We start from the raw sequence: 19514 nt of genomic DNA, 5'->3' as shown, positions 1-19514 counted from the left end.
CCCGCATGTTCGAACGCATCATCCGCTTCTCCATCGAGCAGCGCTGGCTGATCCTGCTTGCCGTGCTCGGCATGGCGGCACTCGGCATCTTCAGCTACCAGAAGCTGCCCATCGACGCCGTGCCCGACATCACCAACGTGCAGGTGCAGATCAACACCGCCGCGCCCGGCTACTCCCCGCTGGAGACCGAGCAGCGCGTGACCTACCCGATCGAGACCGTCATGGCCGGCCTGCCGGGCCTGCAGCAGACCCGCTCGCTGTCGCGCTACGGTCTTTCGCAGGTGACGGTGATCTTCAAGGACGGCACCGACATCTACTTCGCGCGGCAGCTTGTCAACGAGCGCATCCAGTCGGCGCGGGAAAGCATGCCCGGCGGCATCTCACCGGTGATCGGGCCCATCTCCACGGGCCTCGGCGAAATTTACCTCTGGACCGTCGAGGCGGAAGAGGGCGCGAAGAAGGCCGATGGCAAGCCCTACTCGCCCACCGACCTGCGCGAGATCCAGGACTGGATCATCAAACCGCAGCTGCGCAACGTAGCGGGCGTGACCGAGATCAACTCCATCGGCGGCTACGCCAAGGAGTTCCACATCGCTCCCGACCCGGCCAAGCTGCTGGCCCACGGCCTCACGATGAGCGACATCGTCACCGCGCTGGAACGCAACAACGCCAACGTGGGCGCGGGCTACATCGAGAAGCGCGGCGAGCAGTACCTCATTCGCGCGCCGGGGCAGGTGAAGTCGGCGGAAGACATCGGCAACGTCATCCTGGGCAACGCCAATGGCATTCCGCTGCGCGTGCAGGACGTGGCCGAGGTCGGCATCGGCAAGGAGCTGCGCACGGGCGCCGCCACCGACAACGGCCGCGAGGTGGTGCTGGGCACCGTGTTCATGCTGATCGGCGAGAACAGCCGCACCGTGTCGCAGGCCGTCGACAAGAAGATGCAGGAGATCAACCGCACGCTGCCCGCCGGCGTGAAGGCCGTGACGGTGTACGACCGCACGGTGCTGGTCGACAAGGCCATCGCCACGGTGAAGAAGAACCTGTTCGAGGGCGCGGTGCTGGTCATCGCGATCCTGTTCCTGTTCCTCGGCAACATCCGCGCGGCGCTGATCACCGCGCTGGTGATTCCGCTGTCGATGCTCTTCACCTTCACCGGCATGGTGAACCAGAAGGTCAGCGCCAACCTCATGAGCCTGGGCGCGCTGGACTTCGGCATCATCATCGACGGCGCGGTGGTGATCGTGGAGAACTGCGTGCGAAGGCTGGCCCATGCGCAGGCCCACAAGGGCCGGCCGCTGACGCGCAGCGAGCGCTTTCATGAAGTGTTCGCGGCCTCGCAGGAGGCGCGCCGGCCGCTGCTGTTCGGCCAGCTGATCATCATGATCGTGTACCTGCCGATCTTTGCGCTCACGGGCGTCGAGGGCAAGCTGTTCCACCCGATGGCCTTCACCGTGGTGATTGCGCTGCTGGGCGCGATGATCTTGTCGATCACCTTCATTCCCGCGGCCGTGGCGCTGTTCATCGGCAGCAAGGTCAGCGAGAAGGAAAACCGCCTGATGGTGTGGGCCAAGCGCGGCTACGAGCCGCTGCTGGCGCGCGTCATGGCGGCCAAGCCGCTGGTCATTACCCTGGCCGCTGTGGCGGTGGTGCTGTCGGGCCTGCTGGCCACGCGCCTGGGCACCGAGTTCGTGCCGAGCCTGAGCGAAGGCGACTTCGCCATTCAGGCGCTGCGCATTCCGGGCACCAGCCTCACGCAGTCGGTCGAGATGCAGAAGCAGCTCGAACGCACGCTGAAGGCGAAGTTTCCGGAGATCGAGCGCGTGTTCGCGCGCACAGGTACGGCCGAGATTGCTTCGGACCCGATGCCGCCGAACATCTCCGACGGCTACATCATGCTCAAGCCGGAGAGCGAGTGGCCTAAGCCTCGTCGTACACGGGAGGAGCTGCTCGCAGCGGTGCAGGAAGAGGTGGAGAAGCTGCCGGGCAACAACTACGAGTTCTCGCAGCCCATCCAGCTGCGCTTCAACGAGCTGATCTCGGGCGTGCGCAGCGACGTGGCCGTGAAGATCTTCGGCGACGACATGGACGTGCTGAACAAGACGGCGGCCGAGGTGTCGGGCGTGCTGGGCAAGATCGCCGGCGCGGCCGAGGTGAAGGTCGAGCAGACCACCGGCCTGCCGATGCTCACCGTGAACATCGACCGCAACAAGACCGCGCGCTACGGCCTCAACGTGGGCGACGTGCAGGACGCGATCTCCACCGCGGTAGGCGGGCGCGAGGCGGGCACGCTGTTCGACGGCGACCGTCGCTTCGACATCATCGTGCGCCTGCCCGAGAACCTGCGCACCGACCTCGAAGCCATCAAGCGCCTGCCCGTGGCGCTGCCCAAGGGCGCGGGCGCCGAAGGCCAGCGCACCAGCTTCATCCCGCTGGGCGAGGTGGCCACGCTCGACATTGCGCCCGGCCCCAACCAGGTGAGCCGCGAGGACGGCAAGCGCCGCATCGTGGTGAGCGCCAACGTGCGCGGGCGCGACCTCGGTTCCTTCGTGGCCGAGGCGGAGGAAGCGATGCGCAATGTGAAGATCCCCACCGGCTACTGGACCGTGTGGGGCGGCCAGTACGAGAACCTCGCCTCGGCCACGCAGCGGCTGCAGATCGTGGTGCCGGTGTCGCTGCTGCTGGTGTTCACGCTGCTGTTCGCGATGTTCGGCAACCTCAAGGACGGCCTGCTGGTGTTCACCGGCATTCCGTTCGCGCTCACGGGCGGTATCGTGGCGCTGTGGATGCGCGGCATTCCGCTGTCGATCTCGGCGGCGGTGGGCTTCATCGCGCTGTCGGGCGTGGCGGTGCTCAACGGGCTGGTGATGATCTCGTTCATCCGCAACCTGCGCGAAAGCGGCCTGCCGCTGGACGCGGCCATTCGCGAAGGCGCGCTCACGCGGCTGCGGCCGGTGCTGATGACGGCGCTGGTCGCCTCGCTGGGCTTCGTGCCGATGGCCATTGCCACCGGCACCGGCGCCGAAGTGCAGCGGCCGCTGGCCACGGTGGTGATCGGCGGTATTCTTTCGTCGACCGCGCTGACGCTGCTGGTGCTTCCGCTGCTCTACCGCATTGCGCACCGGCGCGATGAAGAAGAGGAAGAAGTGAAGGAGCAGGTCCACGGCGCACGGCTCGACCCCGCATTGCAAGGTTCCAATGGCACATGAGCATTCACACGCTGTAGGTGGCAGCGAAAAGGCGCTGCGCTGGGCGCTGCTGCTGACCTCGCTCTACCTCGTGGCTGAAGTGGTCGGCGGGCTTGTGTCGGGCAGCCTCGCGCTGCTGTCCGATGCGGCCCACATGTTCACCGACACCGTGGCGCTGGCAATTTCGCTGGCCGCCATCTGGATCGGCAAGCGGCCCGCCGACAGGCGGCGCACCTTCGGCTACTACCGCTTCGAGATCCTGGCTGCTGTGCTCAATGCGGTGCTGCTGTTCTTCGTGGCGATCTACGTGCTGTACGAGGCCTGGCGGCGCATCTCGGCGCCGGCCGAGATCCAGTCGACCATGATGCTGCTGGTGGCGGTGGGCGGGCTGGTCGTCAACCTGATCGGCATGCGGCTGCTCGCGGCAGGCAAGGACAAGAGCCTCAACGTGAAGGGCGCGTACCTGGAGGTGTGGGCAGACATGCTGGGCTCGGTCGGCGTGATCGTGGGGGCCCTCGTGATCCGCTTTACCGGCTGGGCCTGGGTCGATTCTGTGATCGCAGTCGCCATCGGCTTGTGGGTGTTGCCGCGCACCTGGCGGCTGCTGCGCGAGAGCCTCAACGTGCTGCTCGAAGGCGTGCCTGACGAGGTGGACCTGCCCGAGGTCGAACGCGCGCTGCTGGCCGGTGAAGGCGTCGCCAGCCTGCACGATCTGCATGTATGGGCACTCTCGAGCGGCAAGGTGAGCCTGAGCGTGCACGTGGTGTGCAGGCCGGATGTGGGCGACATGGCACCGCTGATGCTGCGGTTGCGCGCCCTGCTGGCGGAGCGCTTCGACATCCACCATTCGACCGTGCAGGTCGAGCGCGTGCCGTGCGAGCAGGCGGCCGAAAGCCATGGTTTCGGGCCTGCGGTAACGGCTACCTAGCTGACTGGAACGGTCGGCTCCGGGGATTTTTCGGTCCCGGTGTCACAAACGCCTCCCGCTGGACGTCTTGCCTGCATGGACGTCCACGGGGGGCGTTCCTTTTTGACTCCCGAATCTCTTTACCGAGGAATCAACCATGAAGATCGTCATCATCGGAGGCTCCGGCCTCATCGGCTCCAAGCTCGCCACGCGCCTGCGCGATGCGGGCCACGAGGTCAACGCCGCGTCGCCCTCGACTGGCGTCAACGCGCTCACCGGCGAAGGCCTGAAAGCCGCGCTGGCGGGCGCCAATGTGGTCGTCGACGTCGCGAATTCGCCCTCGTTCGAGGACGAGCCGGCGCTCCGCTTCTTCGACACCGCGGGGCGCAACCTGCTCGCCGCCGAGGCTGAGGCCGGCGTGGCGCATCACATCGCGCTGTCGGTGGTCGGCACCGACCGCCTGCTGGCGAGTGGCTATTTCCGCGCCAAGCAGCGCCAGGAAGAGCTGATCGAGGCCTCGCCCGTGCCATGGACCATCGTGCAGGCCACGCAGTTCTTCGAATTCGTGGCCGGCATCGCCGACGGAAGCGTGCAGGGCGGCGAAGTCCGGCTGTCGAACGCGCTGATACAGCCGATGGCGGCGGACGACGTTGCCGCCGCGCTCGCCACCGTGGTGGCCGAGCCGCCCGCGCGAGGCCGGATCGAGATCGCGGGCCCGCAGGCATTGCCGCTCGACGCGCTGGTTCGGCGCCTGTTCGCGGCGACCGGCGACAAGCGGCCAGTCGTCACCGATGCCGGGGCGAGCTACTTCGGCGTGCAGCTCGACGACCGCTCGCTGACACCCGGCAACGCCCCGCGCCTCGGGACGATCCGCTTCGAGGAATGGCTTGCGCAGCGTGCGCGGGCCTGAAAGGCAACCCATGACCCGATTTCAGAAAACCTGCATTTCCCTCGGCCTCGTGTTCGGCGTACTCGGCGTGTTCGCCGCGACGCCCGCCATGGCGGCCCCTGAAGCCGCCGTGACCATGCTCATGACGAAGGACCTGGCGGACATGCCCGGCAAGGAAGCAGTCACGTTCGTTGTCGACTTTCCGCCAGGCTCAGTCGATCCCGTCCACCGCCATGACGCCCACGCCTTTGTGTACGTGCTCGAGGGATCGATCGTGATGGGCGTGAAGGGCAGCAAGGAGGTCACGCTCACCCCCGGCCAGACTTTCTACGAGGGCCCGGCTGACATCCACACCGTCGGCCGCAATGCCAGCGCCACCAAGCCCGCGAAGTTCCTCGTGACGATGGTCAAGGACAAGGGCGTGCCGTTGCTCACGCTGGTCAAGTAGCCGCTCAGCGCGGCGGACGGATGGCCGACTTGGGCCTGAATGCCTTGCAGACCGTGTCGTCCGTCTCGAGGTACGGCCCGCCGATCAGGTCGATGCAATAGGGCACCGCCGCGAAGATGCCCGGCACGACCTGCACGCCCTCGGTGTCCTTCAGCCCTTCGAGCGTTTCCGCAATCGACTTCGGCTGGCCCGGCAGGTTGATGATCAGGCTCTTGTCGCGGATCACCGCCACCTGCCGCGACAGGATCGCCGTCGGCACGAAGCGCAGGCTGATCTGGCGCATCTGCTCGCCGAAGCCGGGCATTTCCTTGTGCGCCACGGCCAGCGTGGCCTCGGGTGTCACGTCGCGCAGGGCGGGGCCTGTGCCGCCGGTGGTCAGCACCAGCGAGCAGCCGGCGTCGACCAGTTCGATCAGCGTGGCGCCGATGCGGTCGGCCTCGTCGGGAATCAGCCGGGGTTCGAATTCGATGGGGTTCTTCAGCGCCCGGCCGAGCCATTCCTTCAGCGAGGGCAGGCCCTTGTCTTCGTAGGTGCCGCTGGAGGCGCGGTCGCTGATGGAGACGATGCCGATGCGAACCGGGTCGAACGAACTCATGCGTCCTCTTCCCGGTCTTGGGCGGCTGCGGCCGCTGCGTGGTCGGCTCCGCCGTGCACCGCGAGCTGCGCGCGCACCAGCTGGAAGATCTCGCGGTAGGCCTTGCCCTGGCGGGGCGCCTCGCCGGCCGGGCCGGTCTTCATGTCCTTGCGGGCCTGGCGCACCAGGGCGCGCAGCTGCTGGGAATCGGTGGCGGGGTGGGTTTCTATCCAGCCGCCGAGGGCGTCGTCGTCGGCAATCAGCCGGTCGCGCCAGCGCTCGGCCTCGTGCAGGGCGGCGGTTTCGGCGGCCGGGGCGACGCTTTGCTCGGACAGGGCCTGCTTCACGGCCTCCAGCACTTCGGGCTCGAGCTTACGCATGAGCTTGCCGATGAACTGCATCTGGCGGCGCTTGCCCTCGAAATTGGTGATGCGCTTGGCCTCGGCGATGGCGTCGACCAGTTTTTCGTCGAGCTGGAGCGCGTCGAACAGGCCGGCGCGCAGCGTGAGCAACTCGGTGCCTAGCTTCTGCAGCTCGTCGCTTTCGCGCTTGAGGTCGGTGCGGCTGGCTTCGTCGGTGCCCTTGAGCTCGCGCTTGAGCTCAAGGTCAAGCTCGCTGCCTTCGGCAACGAACTGGCCACGGACGAAATAGCCTTTTTTGGGTTTGCGGGACATGGAGTGGATTCTGGGCCGCACCGTGCGGCGTTGCAACGCGGTGGGAAGCTGGGGAGAAAACGTGAAACAGGGGGCGCAAGTATCATAGCCACCACATGACGACATCCTCCTCGCGCGCCGATTCCGGCTTCGCCTACAGCCGCTCCTTCTTCGAAAACCTGGTCGACACCGCCTTGGCGCACGCCAAGAAGCTCGGTGCCACCGACGCCGGGGCCGAAGCCTCCGAGGGCTGCGGCCTGAGCGTGTCGGTGCGCAAGGGCGAGCTGGAAAACGTCGAGCGCAACCGCGACAAGTCGCTGGGCATCACGGTCTACGTGGGCCACCGCCGCGGCAATGCCAGCACCTCCGACTTCTCCGAAGGGGCCATCAAGCAGACCGTGCAGGCTGCCTACGACATCGCCCGCTTCACTGCCGAAGACCCCGTCAGCGGCCTGCCAGACGAAGAAGACATCGCCAAGGTGCACCCCGAACTCGACCTGTTCCACCCCTGGGATGTGACGAGCGAACAGGCCGCCAAGCTGGCGCTGGAGTGCGAAGAAGCGGCCCTGACGACCGACAAGCGCATCACCAACAGCGAGGGCGCGGGCGTCTCGGCCCAGCAGAGCCACTTCTTCAGCGCCCACACGCACGGCTTTCGTGGCGGCTACGCCAGCTCGCGGCACTCCATTTCGGTGGCACCCATCGCCGGCAAGGGCGACGACATGCAGCGCGACGCCTGGTACAGCTCCATGCGCTCGGCCGACGAACTGGCCAGCCCGCAGGCCGTGGGCCGCTATGCCGCCGAACGGGCGCTCAGCCGCCTGAAGTCGCGCAAGATCAAGACCACCGAATGCCCGGTGCTGTTCGAGTCGCCGCTGGCCGTGGGCCTGCTGGGTGGGCTGGTGCAGGCGGTAAGCGGCGGGTCGCTGTACCGCAAGAGCAGCTTCCTGCTCGATTCGCTGGGCAAGCCGGTGCTGCCAAAGCATGTCAACGTGGCCGAAGACCCGCACGTGCTGCGCGGCAAGGGCAGCTCGCCCTTCGACGACGAAGGCGTGACCACCCGGGCGCGCAAGGTGGTCGATGCCGGCCGCCTCGAAGGCTACTTTCTCTCGACCTACTCGGCCCGCAAGCTGGGCATGAAGACCACCGGCAACGCCGGCGGCTCGCATAACCTGACGCTGAGTTCGCGCCTCACCAAGCACACCGACGACCTCGACGCCATGCTCGCCAAGCTGGGCACCGGCCTGTTCGTGATCGAGCTGATGGGCCAGGGCGTGAACTACGTGACCGGCGACTACTCGCGCGGCGCCAGCGGCTTCTGGGTCGAGAAGGGCAAGATCGCCTTCCCGGTGCAGGAGATCACCATCGCCGGCAACCTGAAAGACATGCTCATGGGCATCGAGGCCATCGGGGCCGATGCCTATACCTTCGGTGCCAAGACCACGGGATCGGTCCTGGTGAACCGGATGAAGATCGCCGGCAGCTGAGAAAGCACCGCCGGCTACCGCGCGAAGGCTCACAGAACCATGAGACACAACGCAGCGCGCAAGCCGGAACTCGAGCACGAACTGCTGCGCGACCCGAGGCTCGGCTTCGAGCCGGCGGGCGGCAGCTCGGTGCGCTGCCTGCAGCACGGCGTGCCCTGGCCCTTCGACTGCTGGCACTACCACGACGAATACGAGCTGCAGTGCATCAATCGCAGCAGCGGTGACGCCTTCGTGGGCGACCACATCGGCCGCTTCGAGCCCGGCTACGTGGCTCTGGTGGGCGCCCGGCTGCCCCACACCTGGATTTCGCACGACGTGCCGCCCGAGGGCATTGCCGAGCGCAGCATGGTCATCCACTTCCGCGACGAGCCGCTGCGCAAGGGCACCGACCTGTTCCCCGAGCTGAAGGCGGTGCTGCCGATGCTCGACCGCGCGAAGCTGGGCATCGAGTTCTTCGGCATCCATGCGCTGGTGCACGAACGCTTCCTGCGCGTGCAGGCGCAGGAGGGCATGGCCCGGCTGGCGGAGTTCATCGGCCTGCTGCACGAGCTGGCCCGCTGGCCCGACTGGCGCCAGATTTCGAGCACCGCCGACCCGGCCGGCGAAGACCCGAGCGCCAACACCCGCATGCGCCGCGTGCTCGACTACCTCGACCAGCACCTGACCGAAGAGCTGTCGCTGCCGGCCGTGTGCGCCGTTGCCAACATGGCCGAAAGCAGCTTCTCGCGCTACTTCCACAAGCACATGGGCGCCACCTTCACCGACTTCGTGACGCGGCTGCGCATCGCCAAGGCCTGCGAGATGCTGCAGACCTCCGACCGGCTGGTGAGCGACATCTGCTACGAGGTGGGCTTCGCCAACCTCGCGAACTTCAACCGGCGCTTCCTGCAGCTCAAGGGTATGACCCCCTCGGCCTACCGTCAGCAGGCGCAGGACCGCTTCGGCCTGCGCACCGCGCAGAACACGCCGCTCGCCACCACGGCCTGAGCGTGCCTCTCAGGGGCTGGCATCCTGCGGCGTCAGGTGCCGCGTCATGGCCCAGAACGCCAGTGCCAGGCCGCTGGTGATTGCCCCGGCCAGGCAGACGCTGTTCCAGCCACCGTGTGCGTACAGCATCGTCGAGGCGATCGATCCAGTGGCGGAGCCGATGGAATAGAAAATCATGTAGCCGGCTGTCAGGCGGCTCTGGGCTTCCGGGCGCACGCGGTAGATCAGGCTCTGGTTGGCGACATGCACCGACTGCAGGCCGAAGTCGATCGTGACCACGCCGACCACCATCGCCCAGATAGACCACGGCAGCATGGCGATGAGCGCCCACGACAGCAGCATCACCGACAGCCCGATGCCGGTAGTGCGCTGAGCGCGACCCCGGTCTGCCTGTCGACCCGCGCGTGCAGCGCCCATGGCGCCGGCCGCGCCCGCCAGGCCGAACAGGCCCACCTGCGTGTGAGACAGCGAGAACGGCGCCGCCGTGAGCGGCAGCACCATCGGCGTCAGCAGCATCGTGATGGCCATGAAGATCAGCATGGCGAGCACCGCACGGATGCGCAGCACGGGCTCCTCGGCGAAGAGCGTGAAGACCGATCGAATCAGCTGCAGGTATGAAATGCGCACCGGGGGTGGCGCGCGCCGGGGAAGCGCCTTCCACAACAGGCCGGAGACGACCAGCGTGGCCGCGGCGGACACCAGGTACACCGAGCGCCAGCCGACAAGATCGGACAACGTGCCCGACACCGCCCGCGCCAGCAGGATGCCGATGATGATGCCGCTGGTGACGATGCCGACCACGCGGCCGCGCTCGCCTGGCGGGGCCATGAGTGCGGCGTAGGCGACCAGCACCTGCGTCACGACGGCCAGCAGGCCCACGGCGGCCATCGCCGGCAGCAGGATCGCCGCGCTGGGCGCCAGCGCGACGCAGAGCAGTGCGACCACCGACAGCAGCGATTGCCCCACGATCAGCTGCCGCCGGTCGATCAGGTCGCCCAGAGGAACGACCAGCAGCAGCCCCAGGCCGTAGCCGACCTGGGTGATGGTGATCACGATGCCGACCGTGGCGGGGCGGATGCCGAAGGTGGCCGCCAGCGTGTCCAGCAGCGGCTGGGCGTAGTAGACGTTGGCCACGGCCAGCCCGCAGGCGACCGCGAACAGCAGCGCCATCGCGGCCGTTATCGGCGGCGCGGTGGGCCGTGCCTGCGCCTCACGGGCCGCGGCTGCATCGATGTTCAATTGCATGGCGATGCTCTGCCGTCAGGCACGCAGGGCGTCGTGGAAGCGCTCGATGTGCGCGGCGATCGTTTCGCCCAGTTCTTCGAGCGCGAAATGGCCGGTGTCGAGCAGCTTGAAATCGATCTGCCGGAGATCGCGCTGGTAGGGATACGCGCCCGACGGCGGAAAGATCACGTCGTTGGCACCCCACACGACCAGCGTCGGCGGCTGGTGCTGGCGAAAGTAGGCCTGCCAGGCCGGGTAGTGCGAGAGGTTGCGGCCGTAGTCGTGCAGCAGGGCCGCCATCGCGTCCTTGTTGCCGGGGCGGGCCAGCAGGGCGCGTTGCAGCAGCCAGTTGTCCGGGTTGATGCGCGCCGGGTCTTTCACGCCGTGGGTGTAGTTCCATTCCAGGGCTGCGTCCGACATGGCGGCTTCGCGGATCCTGGCGTAGTTGACCGGCGAGGGGTCCCTCCACAGCTCGCGGGCCAGGCCCCAGAAGTCGTCCGGCAATCCCTCTTCGTAGGCGTTGGCGTTCTGCACGACCAGGAAGCTCACTTTTTCAGGGTGGCGGCTGGCCAGCCGGAATCCCACCGGGCCGCCGAAATCCTGCATGTAGAGGCCGTAGCGCTTCAGGCCGAGTTGGTCGGTGAATTTCTCGACGATGTCGGCGAGGTGGTCGAAGGTGTAGCTGAACTCGACGACCGATGGTGCGTCGCTGTGCCCGAAGCCGGGGTAGTCCGGCGCAATGACGTGGAAGCGATGGGCCAGCCGTTCGATCAGCTCCCGGTACATGAAGGAGGAGGCTGGAAAGCCGTGCAGCAGGAGCAGGGTTGGCAGCGCCGGGTCTCCCGCCTCGCGGTAGAAGATGTTCAGGCCGTCGACGGTGGCGGTGCGGTAGTGGGTCATGGTGGATTCCAGAAATGGCGTTCTTGGTTTCAAAACAAAACCACGCGGATTCTATCGATCTGGTTTTACATTGCAACTGATTGGCGAATTCGCGCGCCACCCCCGGCAAAACCCCAAGCCCGCTGGTCATCGAAGTACCAGTCCACCGGCGCGCGTGTACGCGGCGCCGGGCCGCGGCTGAATACGCTTCGTCCCTCTCGCAAGCCCTTCACAAACAAGACCAGGAGACGAACGATGACGAACCGAACCACTCGCCGCATTGCGGCCGGCACGCTGTTGCTGGCGGCATTGGCCGCGGCGGGCCATGCGCAGGCGCAGCAGGCCTGCAAGGACGATGTGCGCGTGCTGTCCCAGCCGCGCGACGGGCTGACCCTGCTGGAAAAGTACAAGGACGAGTTCAAGGCCCTGAGCGGCGCGTCGTTCAACATCGACAACCTCAACGAGAACGACCGCCGCACCAAGACCCGCGCCGACGCCTCGACCGTCGGCAAGTACAACGTGTACTACGTCGACGAGGCCAACGTGCCGCTGTTCGCCCAGTCGAAGTGGATCGTGCCGCTGGCCAAGTACTACCCCGCCGACTACGACTACGCCGACTTCGACCCCGGCCGCCAGAAGGTCGCCACTTTCGACGGCCAGGCCTGGTTCGCGCCGCTCACCGGTGGCGGCGACTTGCTGGTCTATCGCAAGGACCTGCTCGAGAAGGCCGGCATCAAGCCGCCCACAACGCTTGAGGAATTCGCCGAAGCCGCGAAGAAGCTCAACGACCCGGCCCACGGCATCTACGGCGTGGCCCTGCGTGGCCAGCGCGGTTCGGGTGCCAACGTGTGGCGCTGGATGCCGTTCTTCCGCGGCTACGGCGGCCAGTGGTTCGATGGCGACAAGCCCGTGTTCGATTCGCCCGCCGCGGTGAAGGCCACGCAGACCTACCTCGACCTGTTCAAGTACTCCGCGCCCGGCACCAAGACCGGCGGCTGGGACGAAGCCACCGGCGCCTTCCTCGCGGGCAAGGTGGCGATGCTGATCGAGTCGACCCCGCTGGCGGGCAATGCGCTCGACCCGAAGATGTCGACCGTGATCGGCAAGGTCGCCTACCTGCCGCCGCCCACGCCGCTGACCGGCGGCGGCTACGGCCACGGGCTGGCCATCGGTGCCAAGGCCAACAAGACCGAGGAGGCGAAGAAGTGCGCGGGCCTGTTCGTCGCCTGGGCCACCTCGAAGAAGCAGGAGCAGCGCCGCCTCGCCGAAGGCCAGTTCGGCGAACTCAACCGCACCAGCGTGCTGGGCAGCCCCGAGTTTGCGAAACGCTACGGCGCCGACCTCGGCAAGGCGCTGGCCGACACAGGCAAGCTCACGGCCGTGAACTTCTGGCAGGACGCCGCCTGGCCCGACCTCGGCGACCGCTGGGGGATCATTCTCGAAGAGCTGATCACCGGCTCGCGCACCGACATCAAGGCCGGCCTCGATGAGCTCGACGCCTACGCAAAGCAGCTGATCGCACGGCGCAAGAAGTAATGTGATGGCCACCAGGGAGAAAAGAAAAAAGACAAGACTGCCGGTCGTCTTCATCGGGCCGGGCCTGCTGGTGCTCGCGGTGCTGGCGCTGGTGCCGACGCTGTTCGCGATCGGCATCTCGCTGCAAGACCGCGAACTGGGCCAGGCCGATTCGAGCTGGGTCTGGTTGTCGAACTACATCCAGCTGTTTTCCGACCGGCGCTTTCTCAACTCCGTGCGGGTGTCGCTGGTGTGGGAGGTGCTGACCGTCAGCGCGACCATGGGGCTCGCGGTGCTGCTGGGTGTGTTGCTGTTCCAGTGCGCCACCGCGCGCTGGCGCAACGTGTTGTCGATGCTGTTCATCGTGCCCGTGCTGCTGCCGCGCGTGTCGGCCGCCTTTGTGTGGAAGTTCGCCTTTCATCCGCTGTTCGGGTTGCTGACGTATCCGTACAAGGCGATCACCGGCGAGCCGCTGGATCTGCTGGCCAGCCCGCTCACGGCGCTGATGACGGTGGCTTTCGTGGACGTGTGGCAGTGGGGGCTGTTCTTCGCAGTCATCGTGCTGAAGCTGCTCGAGACGCTGCCGCCACAGCCCTTCGAGGCCGCGCGCATGGACCATGCGAAGACCTGGGAGGTCTACGCGTATGTCGCGCTGCCGATGCTGAAGGCGCCGCTCATCAGCTTGACGTTCGTGAAGATGGTCGAGTCGTTGCGCGCCTTCGACCTGATCTACGTGATGACGCGCGGCGGCCCGGGAATCTCGACCGAGACACTGGATATGTACGCCTTCTCGCAGGGCTTCATCGAGTCCGGGCGCATCTCGTACGCGTCGAGCATGGCGGTGCTGATGATGGTCGCGTCGACAGTGGCGTTCACCTACATCTGGAAATGGACGCGACCGAAATGAGCGCTTTGCCAAAAAAGAAAAAACCGTTCTCCCTCGGCACGCTGCTCGCCCGGCTGGTGCTGGTCGGCGCAGGGCTCTCCGCGCTGGTTCCCGTGCTCTGGACCTTTCTCAACTCGTTCAAGAACCGGGTCGACATCGTCTCTGCAGTGCCGAAGATTTTCTTCACGCCCACGCTGGAGAACTACATCTACGTGCTGAGTCGCGAGGCAGTGGCGCAGGGGCTGGTCAACTCCATCTTGGTGGTAGGCGCGGCGGTGATCGCCGGTGCGTTGCTCGGGCTGCCGGCCGCCTACGCGCTCGCGCGCTATCCGCTGCGCTGGGCAGACGACATCCAGTTCTTCGTGCTGTCGATGCGCTTCCTGCCGCCCGTGGCCGTGGCCATTCCGCTCATGGTGATCTGGCTGCAGCTGGAGTTGTACGACACGCGCTTCGCGCTGATCGTCACCTACACGCTGCTCACGCTCTCGACTGTGATCTGGCTCGCCATACCCGCCTTCAAGGCAGTGCCGAAAGAGGTGGAAGAGGCCGGCCGCGTCGACGGCTACGGCCCCTACGCGATCTTCTTCAAGGTGGCGTTGCCGATTGCCGCGCGCTCGCTGGTCGGCGCCATCGCCTTTGGCTTTGTGCTGGTGTGGAACGAGTTTCTCATCGCGCTGATGCTCACAACGTCGGATGCGAAGACGCTGCCCATCGTTGCCTCGGAGCTGAGCCAGCTCGGGCGCGACGTGCCGTGGGGCATCTTGAATGCCTCGGTCATCCTGCTGTCGCTGCCGCCGCTGCTCATGGTCGGCGTGCTCAGCGGCTTTCTCAACGCCGCCTTCAAGCGCAAGCGCGATGCCGCATGAGCCAGATCATTTCTTTTTCCTCGAAGAACAACATGTCCGCAATCAGCTGTCACAACATCATCAAGCGCTACGGCGAAACACAGGTCGTGCACCAGTTCGACCTCGACGTGTCCGACAACGAGTTCGTCGTGTTCCTCGGCCCCTCGGGCTGCGGCAAGTCAACCATCCTGCGCATGCTTGCGGGGCTGGAAGACATCTCCGACGGCGACCTGCTGATCGGTGGCCAGCGCGTGAACGACCTGCCGCCGCAAGAGCGCGGCATTGCCATGGTGTTCCAGAACTACGCGCTCTATCCGCACATGAGCGTGCGCGACAACATCGCGTTCGGCCTCAAGCGCCTGAAGGTGCCCAAGGCCGAGATCGATGCGCGAATCAAGGAGGTATCGGACACGCTGGGGCTGGAGCGCTACCTGCAGCGCAGGCCCACCGAGCTGTCGGGCGGCCAGCAGCAGCGCGTGGCCATTGCGCGCGCCATGATCAAGACGCCCAAGGTGTTCCTGTTCGACGAGCCGCTGTCGAACCTCGACGCCAAGCTGCGCAACCACATGCGCATCGAGATAGCCCGGCTGCACCAGGCGCTGAAGACCACCACCGTGTACGTCACGCACGACCAGCACGAGGCCATGACGCTGGCCGACCGCATCGTGCTGCTGCGCGACGGGCGCATCGAGCAGGTCGGCTCGCCGCGCGAGATCTTCGAGCGACCGCGCTCGGCCTTCGTGGCCGGCTTCATCGGTACGCCACCGATGAACCTGGTCGAGATGATGGTGCGCGATGCTGACGGCAGCTTCGAACTGGCGGGCCGCGAAGGCACGGTGCGCGTGGACGCGCGTCGCTTTGCACTCGAAGGCCGCGAGCGTGTGACGCTGGGCGTGCGGCCCGCACATCTGCAGGTCGACACGCAGGCCGGCCGCGACGGCGGCTTTGCCGGCGAGGTGCAGCTCATCGAGTATCTCGGCAACGAGGTGCTGGTGAGCTTCGGCCAGGGCGAGAGCGAAATAGCCGCGCTGATGCCCTCGGCCCAATGCCCGCGGCTGCGCGATGCGGTGCGCTTCGTGGCCGATCCGTTGCAGGTGCACCTGTTCGACATCGACACCGGTGCCTCGCTGCTGCGCACCGACACCCCTTTGCATTGACACCCCCGCACCCCTTCAAGGACGAAAAGAAATGAAAGCACTGGTTCTGGAAAAAGCGCATGAGCTCAGGCTGCGCGACGTAGACCTTCCCCTGGACATGGGGCCGCGCGACGTGAAGATCCGCATGCACACCGTGGGCGTGTGTGGCAGCGACGTTCACTATTACCAGCACGGAGGCATCGGCCCCTACGTGGTGGACGAGCCGATGATCCTGGGCCACGAGGCCTCGGGCGTGGTGGCCGAGGTGGGCGCGGAAGTCACGCACCTGAAGCCCGGCGACCGCGTGTGCATGGAGCCCGGCATTCCGCGCATGGATTCGCGCGCCACGCTCGAAGGCATCTACAACCTCGACCCCGCCGTGCGCTTCTGGGCGACCCCGCCGATCCACGGCTGCCTCACGCCGTTCGTGGTGCATCCGGCTGCCTTCACCTTCCGCCTGCCCGACAACGTGAGCTTCGGCGAGGGCGCCATCGTCGAGCCGCTGGCCATCGGCCTGCAGGCTGCGAAGAAGGCGGCGCTGAAGCCGGGCGACGTGGCGGTGGTCATCGGCGCGGGCACCATCGGCGCGATGACGGCGCTGGCTGCACTTGCAGGCGGCGCGGCGCGCGTGATTCTTGCGGACCTCGTGCCCGAGAAGCTGGCGCTGTTTGCGGACAACCCGGCCGTCACCACGGTCGATGTGCGCAACACCAAGCTCGCCGACACCGTGAAGGCGCTGACCGACGGCTGGGGCGCCAACGTGGTGTTCGAGGCCAGCGGCAGCGCGCGCGCCTTCGACGACATCTTCGAGCTGCTGTGCCCCGGCGGCTGCCTCGTGATGGTGGGCATACCTGCTGCCAAGGTGGCCTTCGACATCGTTGCGATCCAGGCGAAGGAGGCGCGCATCGAGTCGGTGTTTCGCTACGCCAACATCTTCCCGCGCGCGCTGGCGCTGATCGCGTCGGGGCAGGTCGACGTGAAGCCCTTCATCTCGCGCACCTTCGCGTTCGAGGACGGCATCAAGGCCTTCGAGGAAGCCGCAGCGGGGCGCGCGACCGACGTGAAGATCCAGATCGAGTTTGCGGAGCCCGTCACTTCCTCGTAGCTTCTTCAGGGGGCGCGATCAGGTGCTCGAGCATGCGCCGGGCGTTGAGCGGCAGGTCTTCCGACGAGCGCACGCAGGCCATCAGCGTGCGCTCGGCCCATTTGTCGGCGAGCGAGGCGCGCGCGATCTTCATCGAGCGGGCGCAACGTTCGGCCGCGGTCTGCGGCACGATGCCGACGCCGATGCCGTACTCCACCATGCGGCATACGGCCTCGAAGTTGCGCACGCGCACCCGGTAGGCCAGGTGCTTGCCGAGCGCACGCACATGCTGGGTGATCAGCAGCTGCAGCGCGCTGTCCGCGGGCAGGCCCACGAATTCGCTGTCGACCACGTCGGCCAGCCGCAGGCGCCGGCGTCCGGCGAGCGCGTGGCCGCGGGGCATCACGAGCACGAGGTCGTCGCGGCGGAAGGGGTGGCATTCGAGACCTTCGCTGTCGATGGCGTCCGAGACGATGCCGATGTCGCACAGGCCGGCGCGCAGCGCGTCCACCGTGTCGGGGCTGGGGCGTTCCTCGAGGTCGACCGAGATGCGTGGATGCTCGGCGAGAAAGCGGCTCAGCACCTCGGGCAGGTGTTCGGTCAGCGCAGAGGTGCCACACATGAAGCGCACGTGTCCCTTGAGGCCCTGGCCGTACTCGCCGAGTTCGCCGCGCAGCCGCTCCATCTGCTGCAGCACGACGCGCGCATGGTGCAGCAGCGTGCGGCCGGCCTCGGTGGGGCGAACGCCCTGCGCATGACGGGTGAGCAGCGGGGTGCCGAGCGCGTCTTCCATGCCGCGCACGCGCTGGCTGGCCGAGGCGAGCGTCATGTGCGAACGCCCGGCGCCGCCGGTGAGGCTGCCGGCTTCGACGACGTTGAGGAAGAGCCGCAGGTCGGTGAGATCGAATCGCATGGTTCGGCGGAGTGTGCACCAGGAGCCTCAGCCGCAGCCTGAGGCTACCTCTGCAAATGCCCGATTTCCAGAGGCCGGCTTCGTCGGCAGAGTCGTGTCCCGATGACGCATTCGATCGACACAACGAGTTTCTGGGCCGCCGCCGCGGCGGTGTACCTGCTGGCCGGGGTGATCAAGGGCGTGGTCGGCCTCGGGCTGCCAACGGTTTCGATGGCGCTGCTCGCGCTGTGGATGTCGCCGGTACAGGCCGCGGCGCTGCTGATCGTGCCGTCGCTCGTCACCAACATCTGGCAGACCGGGCCGCGCGCGACCTTCATGCCGGTGCTGCGGCGCATCGGCGGCATGCAGGTGGGGGTGGTGATCGGCACGCTGGGCGGGGCGCTGTGGCTGGGCGTGCCGGCGGGGGCCTGGGCTTCGTTCGCGCTCGGGGTGGCGCTGGTGGTCTACGCGGTCTGGGGACTGACCGGGCGGCAGCTTCACGTGAGCGACGCGCAGGCGCGCTGGGTGGGGCCGCTGGTGGGCGTCGTCACGGGGCTGGTGACGGCGGTGACGGGGGTGTTCGCAGTGCCGGCGGTGCCGTACCTGCAGGCGCTGGGGTTCCAGCGCGATTCGCTGATCCAGGCGATGGGGATTTCGTTCACCACCTCGACGGTGGTGTTGGCCATCGGGCTGGTCGGGAACGGGGGTTATCCGATGTCGGCGATGGGCGGGTCGATCGCGATGCTGGTGCCGGCCATCGGCGGCATGGTGCTCGGGACCTGGCTGCGGCAGCGGCTGTCGGTGGCGGTGTTCAAGCGCTGCTTCCTGATCGGGCTGGCGCTGCTGGGCCTGTACATGGCCGCGCGCGCCGGGCTGTGAGCCGAAGTCAGGCTGCCAGCAGCAGGGCCGCGCGCACGCGTTCGATGGTCTGGCGGTAGGGCAAGGCGAAGTCGTCGAGTGCGTCGCCGGCTTCGAGCCAGCGGAACGTGAACACCAGGCCTTCTTCTTCAGGGCTGCCCGTGGCCATGTGCGTGAAGGTTTCGGGCAGGGCGCCTTGGGCGCGCATCAGGAACAGGTGCCAGAGCTGCGGGTGGCGGTGCGTGTTGCCTTCGACGCCGGCTTCGCATTCGCGGTGCAGCGTCCCCAGCGATTGCAGCGGGCCGGTGTAGTCGAGGCCCGATTCCTCGAGCAGTTCGCGGCGCACCGCCACTTCAGGCGATTCGCCGGGCTCGATGGTGCCCTTGGGCAGCTGCATGTTGCCATCCTCGGGATGGCGGAACACCAGCAGCCGGCCCCGCGCGTCAACCATGCAGGCGCAGGCCTTGGGGATCGTGGCGGAGGGGCTGCTGCCGGTGTTGTTCATCATCAGGCGCCCGTCAGAGCGGCCTTGACCGCTGCGCTGACTTGGCCCATGTCGGCCTTGCCGGCGAGGCGGGTCTTGACCACGCCCATCACCTTGCCCATGTCGCCAGGGCCGCTGGCGCCCAGCTCGGCCACGATGGCCTTCACCGCGGCCGTCGTTTCATCGGCGCTCATGCGCTGGGGCAGGTAGGCCTCCAGCACCTTGATCTCGGCGGCTTCCTTGTCGGCCAGATCGGGTCGGCCACCGGTGGTGAAGGCGGCGATCGAGTCCTTGCGCTGCTTGACCATCTTGTCGACGATGGCGACGACCATGGCGTCGTCGAGCTCCACGCGCTCGTCGACTTCCTTCTGCTTCAGGGCCGCGAGCAGCAGGCGGATGGTGGCCAGGCGCTCGGAGTCCTTGGCGCGCATCGCCGTCTTCATGTCTTCGGTGATTTGTTCTTTGAGAGTCATTCGGCAACCTTTCGGAAAAAACAAAAGCCGCGGCAGGTTTCCCTGGCGCGGCTGAGGCAACTGGGCGGCGGTGCTGACTTTCGTCTGGAGCCGGCCGCCCCGGGT

The 19514-nt window shown here is 67.0% G+C and carries 19 protein-coding genes; 12 read left to right on the top strand and 7 right to left on the bottom strand.

Annotated elements, in window-relative coordinates; translation table 11 throughout:
- Positions 1–5 precede the first annotated feature (5 nt).
- The 4 genes from NWF24_RS21035 to NWF24_RS21020 all read left to right on the top strand — a co-directional run bounded on the left by NWF24_RS21035 (position 6) and on the right by NWF24_RS21020 (position 5432).
- Positions 6–3209: a CusA/CzcA family heavy metal efflux RND transporter gene (locus NWF24_RS21035; RefSeq protein ID WP_258350219.1), complete on the top strand. Its 3204-nt coding sequence runs from the start codon at positions 6–8 to the stop codon at positions 3207–3209.
- Entirely contained in the window at positions 3199–4116 is a 918-nt protein-coding gene (locus NWF24_RS21030) for a cation diffusion facilitator family transporter (protein ID WP_258350218.1), read from the top strand. Before NWF24_RS21035 ends, NWF24_RS21030 begins: the two co-directional genes overlap by 11 nt.
- A gap of 136 nt (positions 4117–4252) precedes the next feature.
- Positions 4253–5005, top strand: coding sequence for an SDR family oxidoreductase (locus NWF24_RS21025; protein ID WP_258350217.1), 753 nt, complete (start codon positions 4253–4255; stop codon positions 5003–5005).
- Positions 5006–5015: 10 nt separating this feature from the next.
- Complete coding sequence (locus NWF24_RS21020) at positions 5016–5432, top strand: cupin domain-containing protein (protein WP_375338401.1); 417 nt, start codon at positions 5016–5018, stop codon at positions 5430–5432.
- 4 nt (positions 5433–5436) lie between these two features.
- On the opposite strand, the gene mog is transcribed toward NWF24_RS21020, so the two are convergent.
- Together mog and yjgA are read right to left on the bottom strand one after the other, a co-directional pair.
- Entirely contained in the window at positions 5437–6027 is a 591-nt protein-coding gene (mog, locus tag NWF24_RS21015; RefSeq protein WP_258350216.1) for a molybdopterin adenylyltransferase, read from the bottom strand.
- On the bottom strand, positions 6024–6680 hold the full coding sequence (gene yjgA, locus NWF24_RS21010; RefSeq protein WP_258350215.1) for a ribosome biogenesis factor YjgA: 657 nt from the start codon (positions 6678–6680) through the stop codon (positions 6024–6026). Before yjgA ends, mog begins: the two co-directional genes overlap by 4 nt.
- A 95-nt stretch (positions 6681–6775) precedes the next feature.
- Between yjgA and pmbA the strand changes: the two genes are divergently transcribed.
- A complete protein-coding gene (gene pmbA, locus NWF24_RS21005) occupies positions 6776–8146 on the top strand; it encodes a metalloprotease PmbA (protein WP_258350214.1) in 1371 nt (456 codons plus the stop codon).
- A 39-nt stretch (positions 8147–8185) separates the two neighbouring features.
- Positions 8186–9133 carry an AraC family transcriptional regulator gene (locus NWF24_RS21000; RefSeq protein WP_258350213.1) on the top strand — a complete coding sequence of 316 codons (948 nt, stop codon included), beginning with the start codon at positions 8186–8188 and terminating at the stop codon, positions 9131–9133.
- A 9-nt stretch (positions 9134–9142) separates the two neighbouring features.
- Here NWF24_RS21000 and NWF24_RS20995 read toward each other — a convergent pair whose 3' ends face one another.
- Complete coding sequence (locus NWF24_RS20995; protein ID WP_258350212.1) at positions 9143–10378, bottom strand: MFS transporter; 1236 nt, start codon at positions 10376–10378, stop codon at positions 9143–9145.
- 15 nt (positions 10379–10393) lie between these two features.
- Positions 10394–11257 carry an alpha/beta fold hydrolase gene (locus NWF24_RS20990; RefSeq protein WP_258350211.1) on the bottom strand — a complete coding sequence of 288 codons (864 nt, stop codon included), beginning with the start codon at positions 11255–11257 and terminating at the stop codon, positions 10394–10396.
- Between the two features lie 234 nt (positions 11258–11491).
- On the opposite strand from NWF24_RS20990, the gene NWF24_RS20985 reads away from it, so the two are divergent.
- The 5 genes from NWF24_RS20985 to NWF24_RS20965 are packed head-to-tail and all read left to right on the top strand — an operon-like array spanning position 11492 to position 16723.
- On the top strand, positions 11492–12772 hold the full coding sequence (locus NWF24_RS20985; RefSeq protein ID WP_258350210.1) for an ABC transporter substrate-binding protein: 1281 nt from the start codon (positions 11492–11494) through the stop codon (positions 12770–12772).
- A 4-nt stretch (positions 12773–12776) separates the two neighbouring features.
- Positions 12777–13658 (top strand): carbohydrate ABC transporter permease, encoded by an 882-nt coding sequence (locus NWF24_RS20980; protein ID WP_258350209.1) that lies wholly within the window; start codon positions 12777–12779, stop codon positions 13656–13658.
- Positions 13655–14503: a carbohydrate ABC transporter permease gene (locus tag NWF24_RS20975; RefSeq protein ID WP_258350208.1), complete on the top strand. Its 849-nt coding sequence runs from the start codon at positions 13655–13657 to the stop codon at positions 14501–14503. Before NWF24_RS20980 ends, NWF24_RS20975 begins: the two co-directional genes overlap by 4 nt.
- A 32-nt stretch (positions 14504–14535) precedes the next feature.
- Positions 14536–15639: an ABC transporter ATP-binding protein gene (locus tag NWF24_RS20970; RefSeq protein WP_258350207.1), complete on the top strand. Its 1104-nt coding sequence runs from the start codon at positions 14536–14538 to the stop codon at positions 15637–15639.
- Between the two features lie 31 nt (positions 15640–15670).
- Entirely contained in the window at positions 15671–16723 is a 1053-nt protein-coding gene (locus tag NWF24_RS20965; protein ID WP_258350206.1) for an NAD(P)-dependent alcohol dehydrogenase, read from the top strand.
- Here the strand turns inward: NWF24_RS20965 and NWF24_RS20960 are convergent.
- Positions 16710–17615: a LysR family transcriptional regulator gene (locus NWF24_RS20960; RefSeq protein WP_258350205.1), complete on the bottom strand. Its 906-nt coding sequence runs from the start codon at positions 17613–17615 to the stop codon at positions 16710–16712. The two genes, NWF24_RS20965 and NWF24_RS20960, sit on opposite strands and share 14 nt — an antisense overlap.
- A gap of 102 nt (positions 17616–17717) precedes the next feature.
- On the opposite strand from NWF24_RS20960, the gene NWF24_RS20955 reads away from it, so the two are divergent.
- Positions 17718–18473, top strand: coding sequence for a sulfite exporter TauE/SafE family protein (locus NWF24_RS20955; RefSeq protein WP_258350204.1), 756 nt, complete (start codon positions 17718–17720; stop codon positions 18471–18473).
- 7 nt (positions 18474–18480) lie between these two features.
- On the opposite strand, the gene NWF24_RS20950 is transcribed toward NWF24_RS20955, so the two are convergent.
- On the bottom strand, positions 18481–18960 hold the full coding sequence (locus NWF24_RS20950) for an NUDIX domain-containing protein (protein ID WP_258350203.1): 480 nt from the start codon (positions 18958–18960) through the stop codon (positions 18481–18483).
- On the bottom strand, positions 18960–19409 hold the full coding sequence (locus NWF24_RS20945) for a GatB/YqeY domain-containing protein (RefSeq protein ID WP_258350202.1): 450 nt from the start codon (positions 19407–19409) through the stop codon (positions 18960–18962). The genes NWF24_RS20950 and NWF24_RS20945 overlap by 1 nt, the downstream gene beginning before the upstream one ends.
- Between the last annotated feature and the right edge of the window lie 105 nt (positions 19410–19514).

The sequence above is a fragment of the Variovorax paradoxus genome, from assembly GCF_024734665.1.
In the GTDB taxonomy this organism is placed as follows: Bacteria; Pseudomonadota; Gammaproteobacteria; order Burkholderiales; family Burkholderiaceae_C; genus Variovorax.
This window is presented reverse-complemented; position numbering and strand designations above follow the sequence as displayed.

Coding starts and splice junctions, on each gene's coding strand:
- NWF24_RS21035 (WP_258350219.1), top strand. CDS start 6: ATGTTCGAACGCATCATCCGCTTCTCCATCGAGCAGCGCTGGCTGATC.
- NWF24_RS21030 (WP_258350218.1), top strand. CDS start 3,199: ATGGCACATGAGCATTCACACGCTGTAGGTGGCAGCGAAAAGGCGCTG.
- NWF24_RS21025 (WP_258350217.1), top strand. CDS start 4,253: ATGAAGATCGTCATCATCGGAGGCTCCGGCCTCATCGGCTCCAAGCTC.
- NWF24_RS21020 (WP_375338401.1), top strand. CDS start 5,016: ATGACCCGATTTCAGAAAACCTGCATTTCCCTCGGCCTCGTGTTCGGC.
- mog (WP_258350216.1), bottom strand. CDS start 6,027: ATGAGTTCGTTCGACCCGGTTCGCATCGGCATCGTCTCCATCAGCGAC.
- yjgA (WP_258350215.1), bottom strand. CDS start 6,680: ATGTCCCGCAAACCCAAAAAAGGCTATTTCGTCCGTGGCCAGTTCGTT.
- pmbA (WP_258350214.1), top strand. CDS start 6,776: ATGACGACATCCTCCTCGCGCGCCGATTCCGGCTTCGCCTACAGCCGC.
- NWF24_RS21000 (WP_258350213.1), top strand. CDS start 8,186: ATGAGACACAACGCAGCGCGCAAGCCGGAACTCGAGCACGAACTGCTG.
- NWF24_RS20995 (WP_258350212.1), bottom strand. CDS start 10,378: ATGCAATTGAACATCGATGCAGCCGCGGCCCGTGAGGCGCAGGCACGG.
- NWF24_RS20990 (WP_258350211.1), bottom strand. CDS start 11,257: ATGACCCACTACCGCACCGCCACCGTCGACGGCCTGAACATCTTCTAC.
- NWF24_RS20985 (WP_258350210.1), top strand. CDS start 11,492: ATGACGAACCGAACCACTCGCCGCATTGCGGCCGGCACGCTGTTGCTG.
- NWF24_RS20980 (WP_258350209.1), top strand. CDS start 12,777: ATGGCCACCAGGGAGAAAAGAAAAAAGACAAGACTGCCGGTCGTCTTC.
- NWF24_RS20975 (WP_258350208.1), top strand. CDS start 13,655: ATGAGCGCTTTGCCAAAAAAGAAAAAACCGTTCTCCCTCGGCACGCTG.
- NWF24_RS20970 (WP_258350207.1), top strand. CDS start 14,536: ATGTCCGCAATCAGCTGTCACAACATCATCAAGCGCTACGGCGAAACA.
- NWF24_RS20965 (WP_258350206.1), top strand. CDS start 15,671: ATGAAAGCACTGGTTCTGGAAAAAGCGCATGAGCTCAGGCTGCGCGAC.
- NWF24_RS20960 (WP_258350205.1), bottom strand. CDS start 17,615: ATGCGATTCGATCTCACCGACCTGCGGCTCTTCCTCAACGTCGTCGAA.
- NWF24_RS20955 (WP_258350204.1), top strand. CDS start 17,718: ATGACGCATTCGATCGACACAACGAGTTTCTGGGCCGCCGCCGCGGCG.
- NWF24_RS20950 (WP_258350203.1), bottom strand. CDS start 18,960: ATGATGAACAACACCGGCAGCAGCCCCTCCGCCACGATCCCCAAGGCC.
- NWF24_RS20945 (WP_258350202.1), bottom strand. CDS start 19,409: ATGACTCTCAAAGAACAAATCACCGAAGACATGAAGACGGCGATGCGC.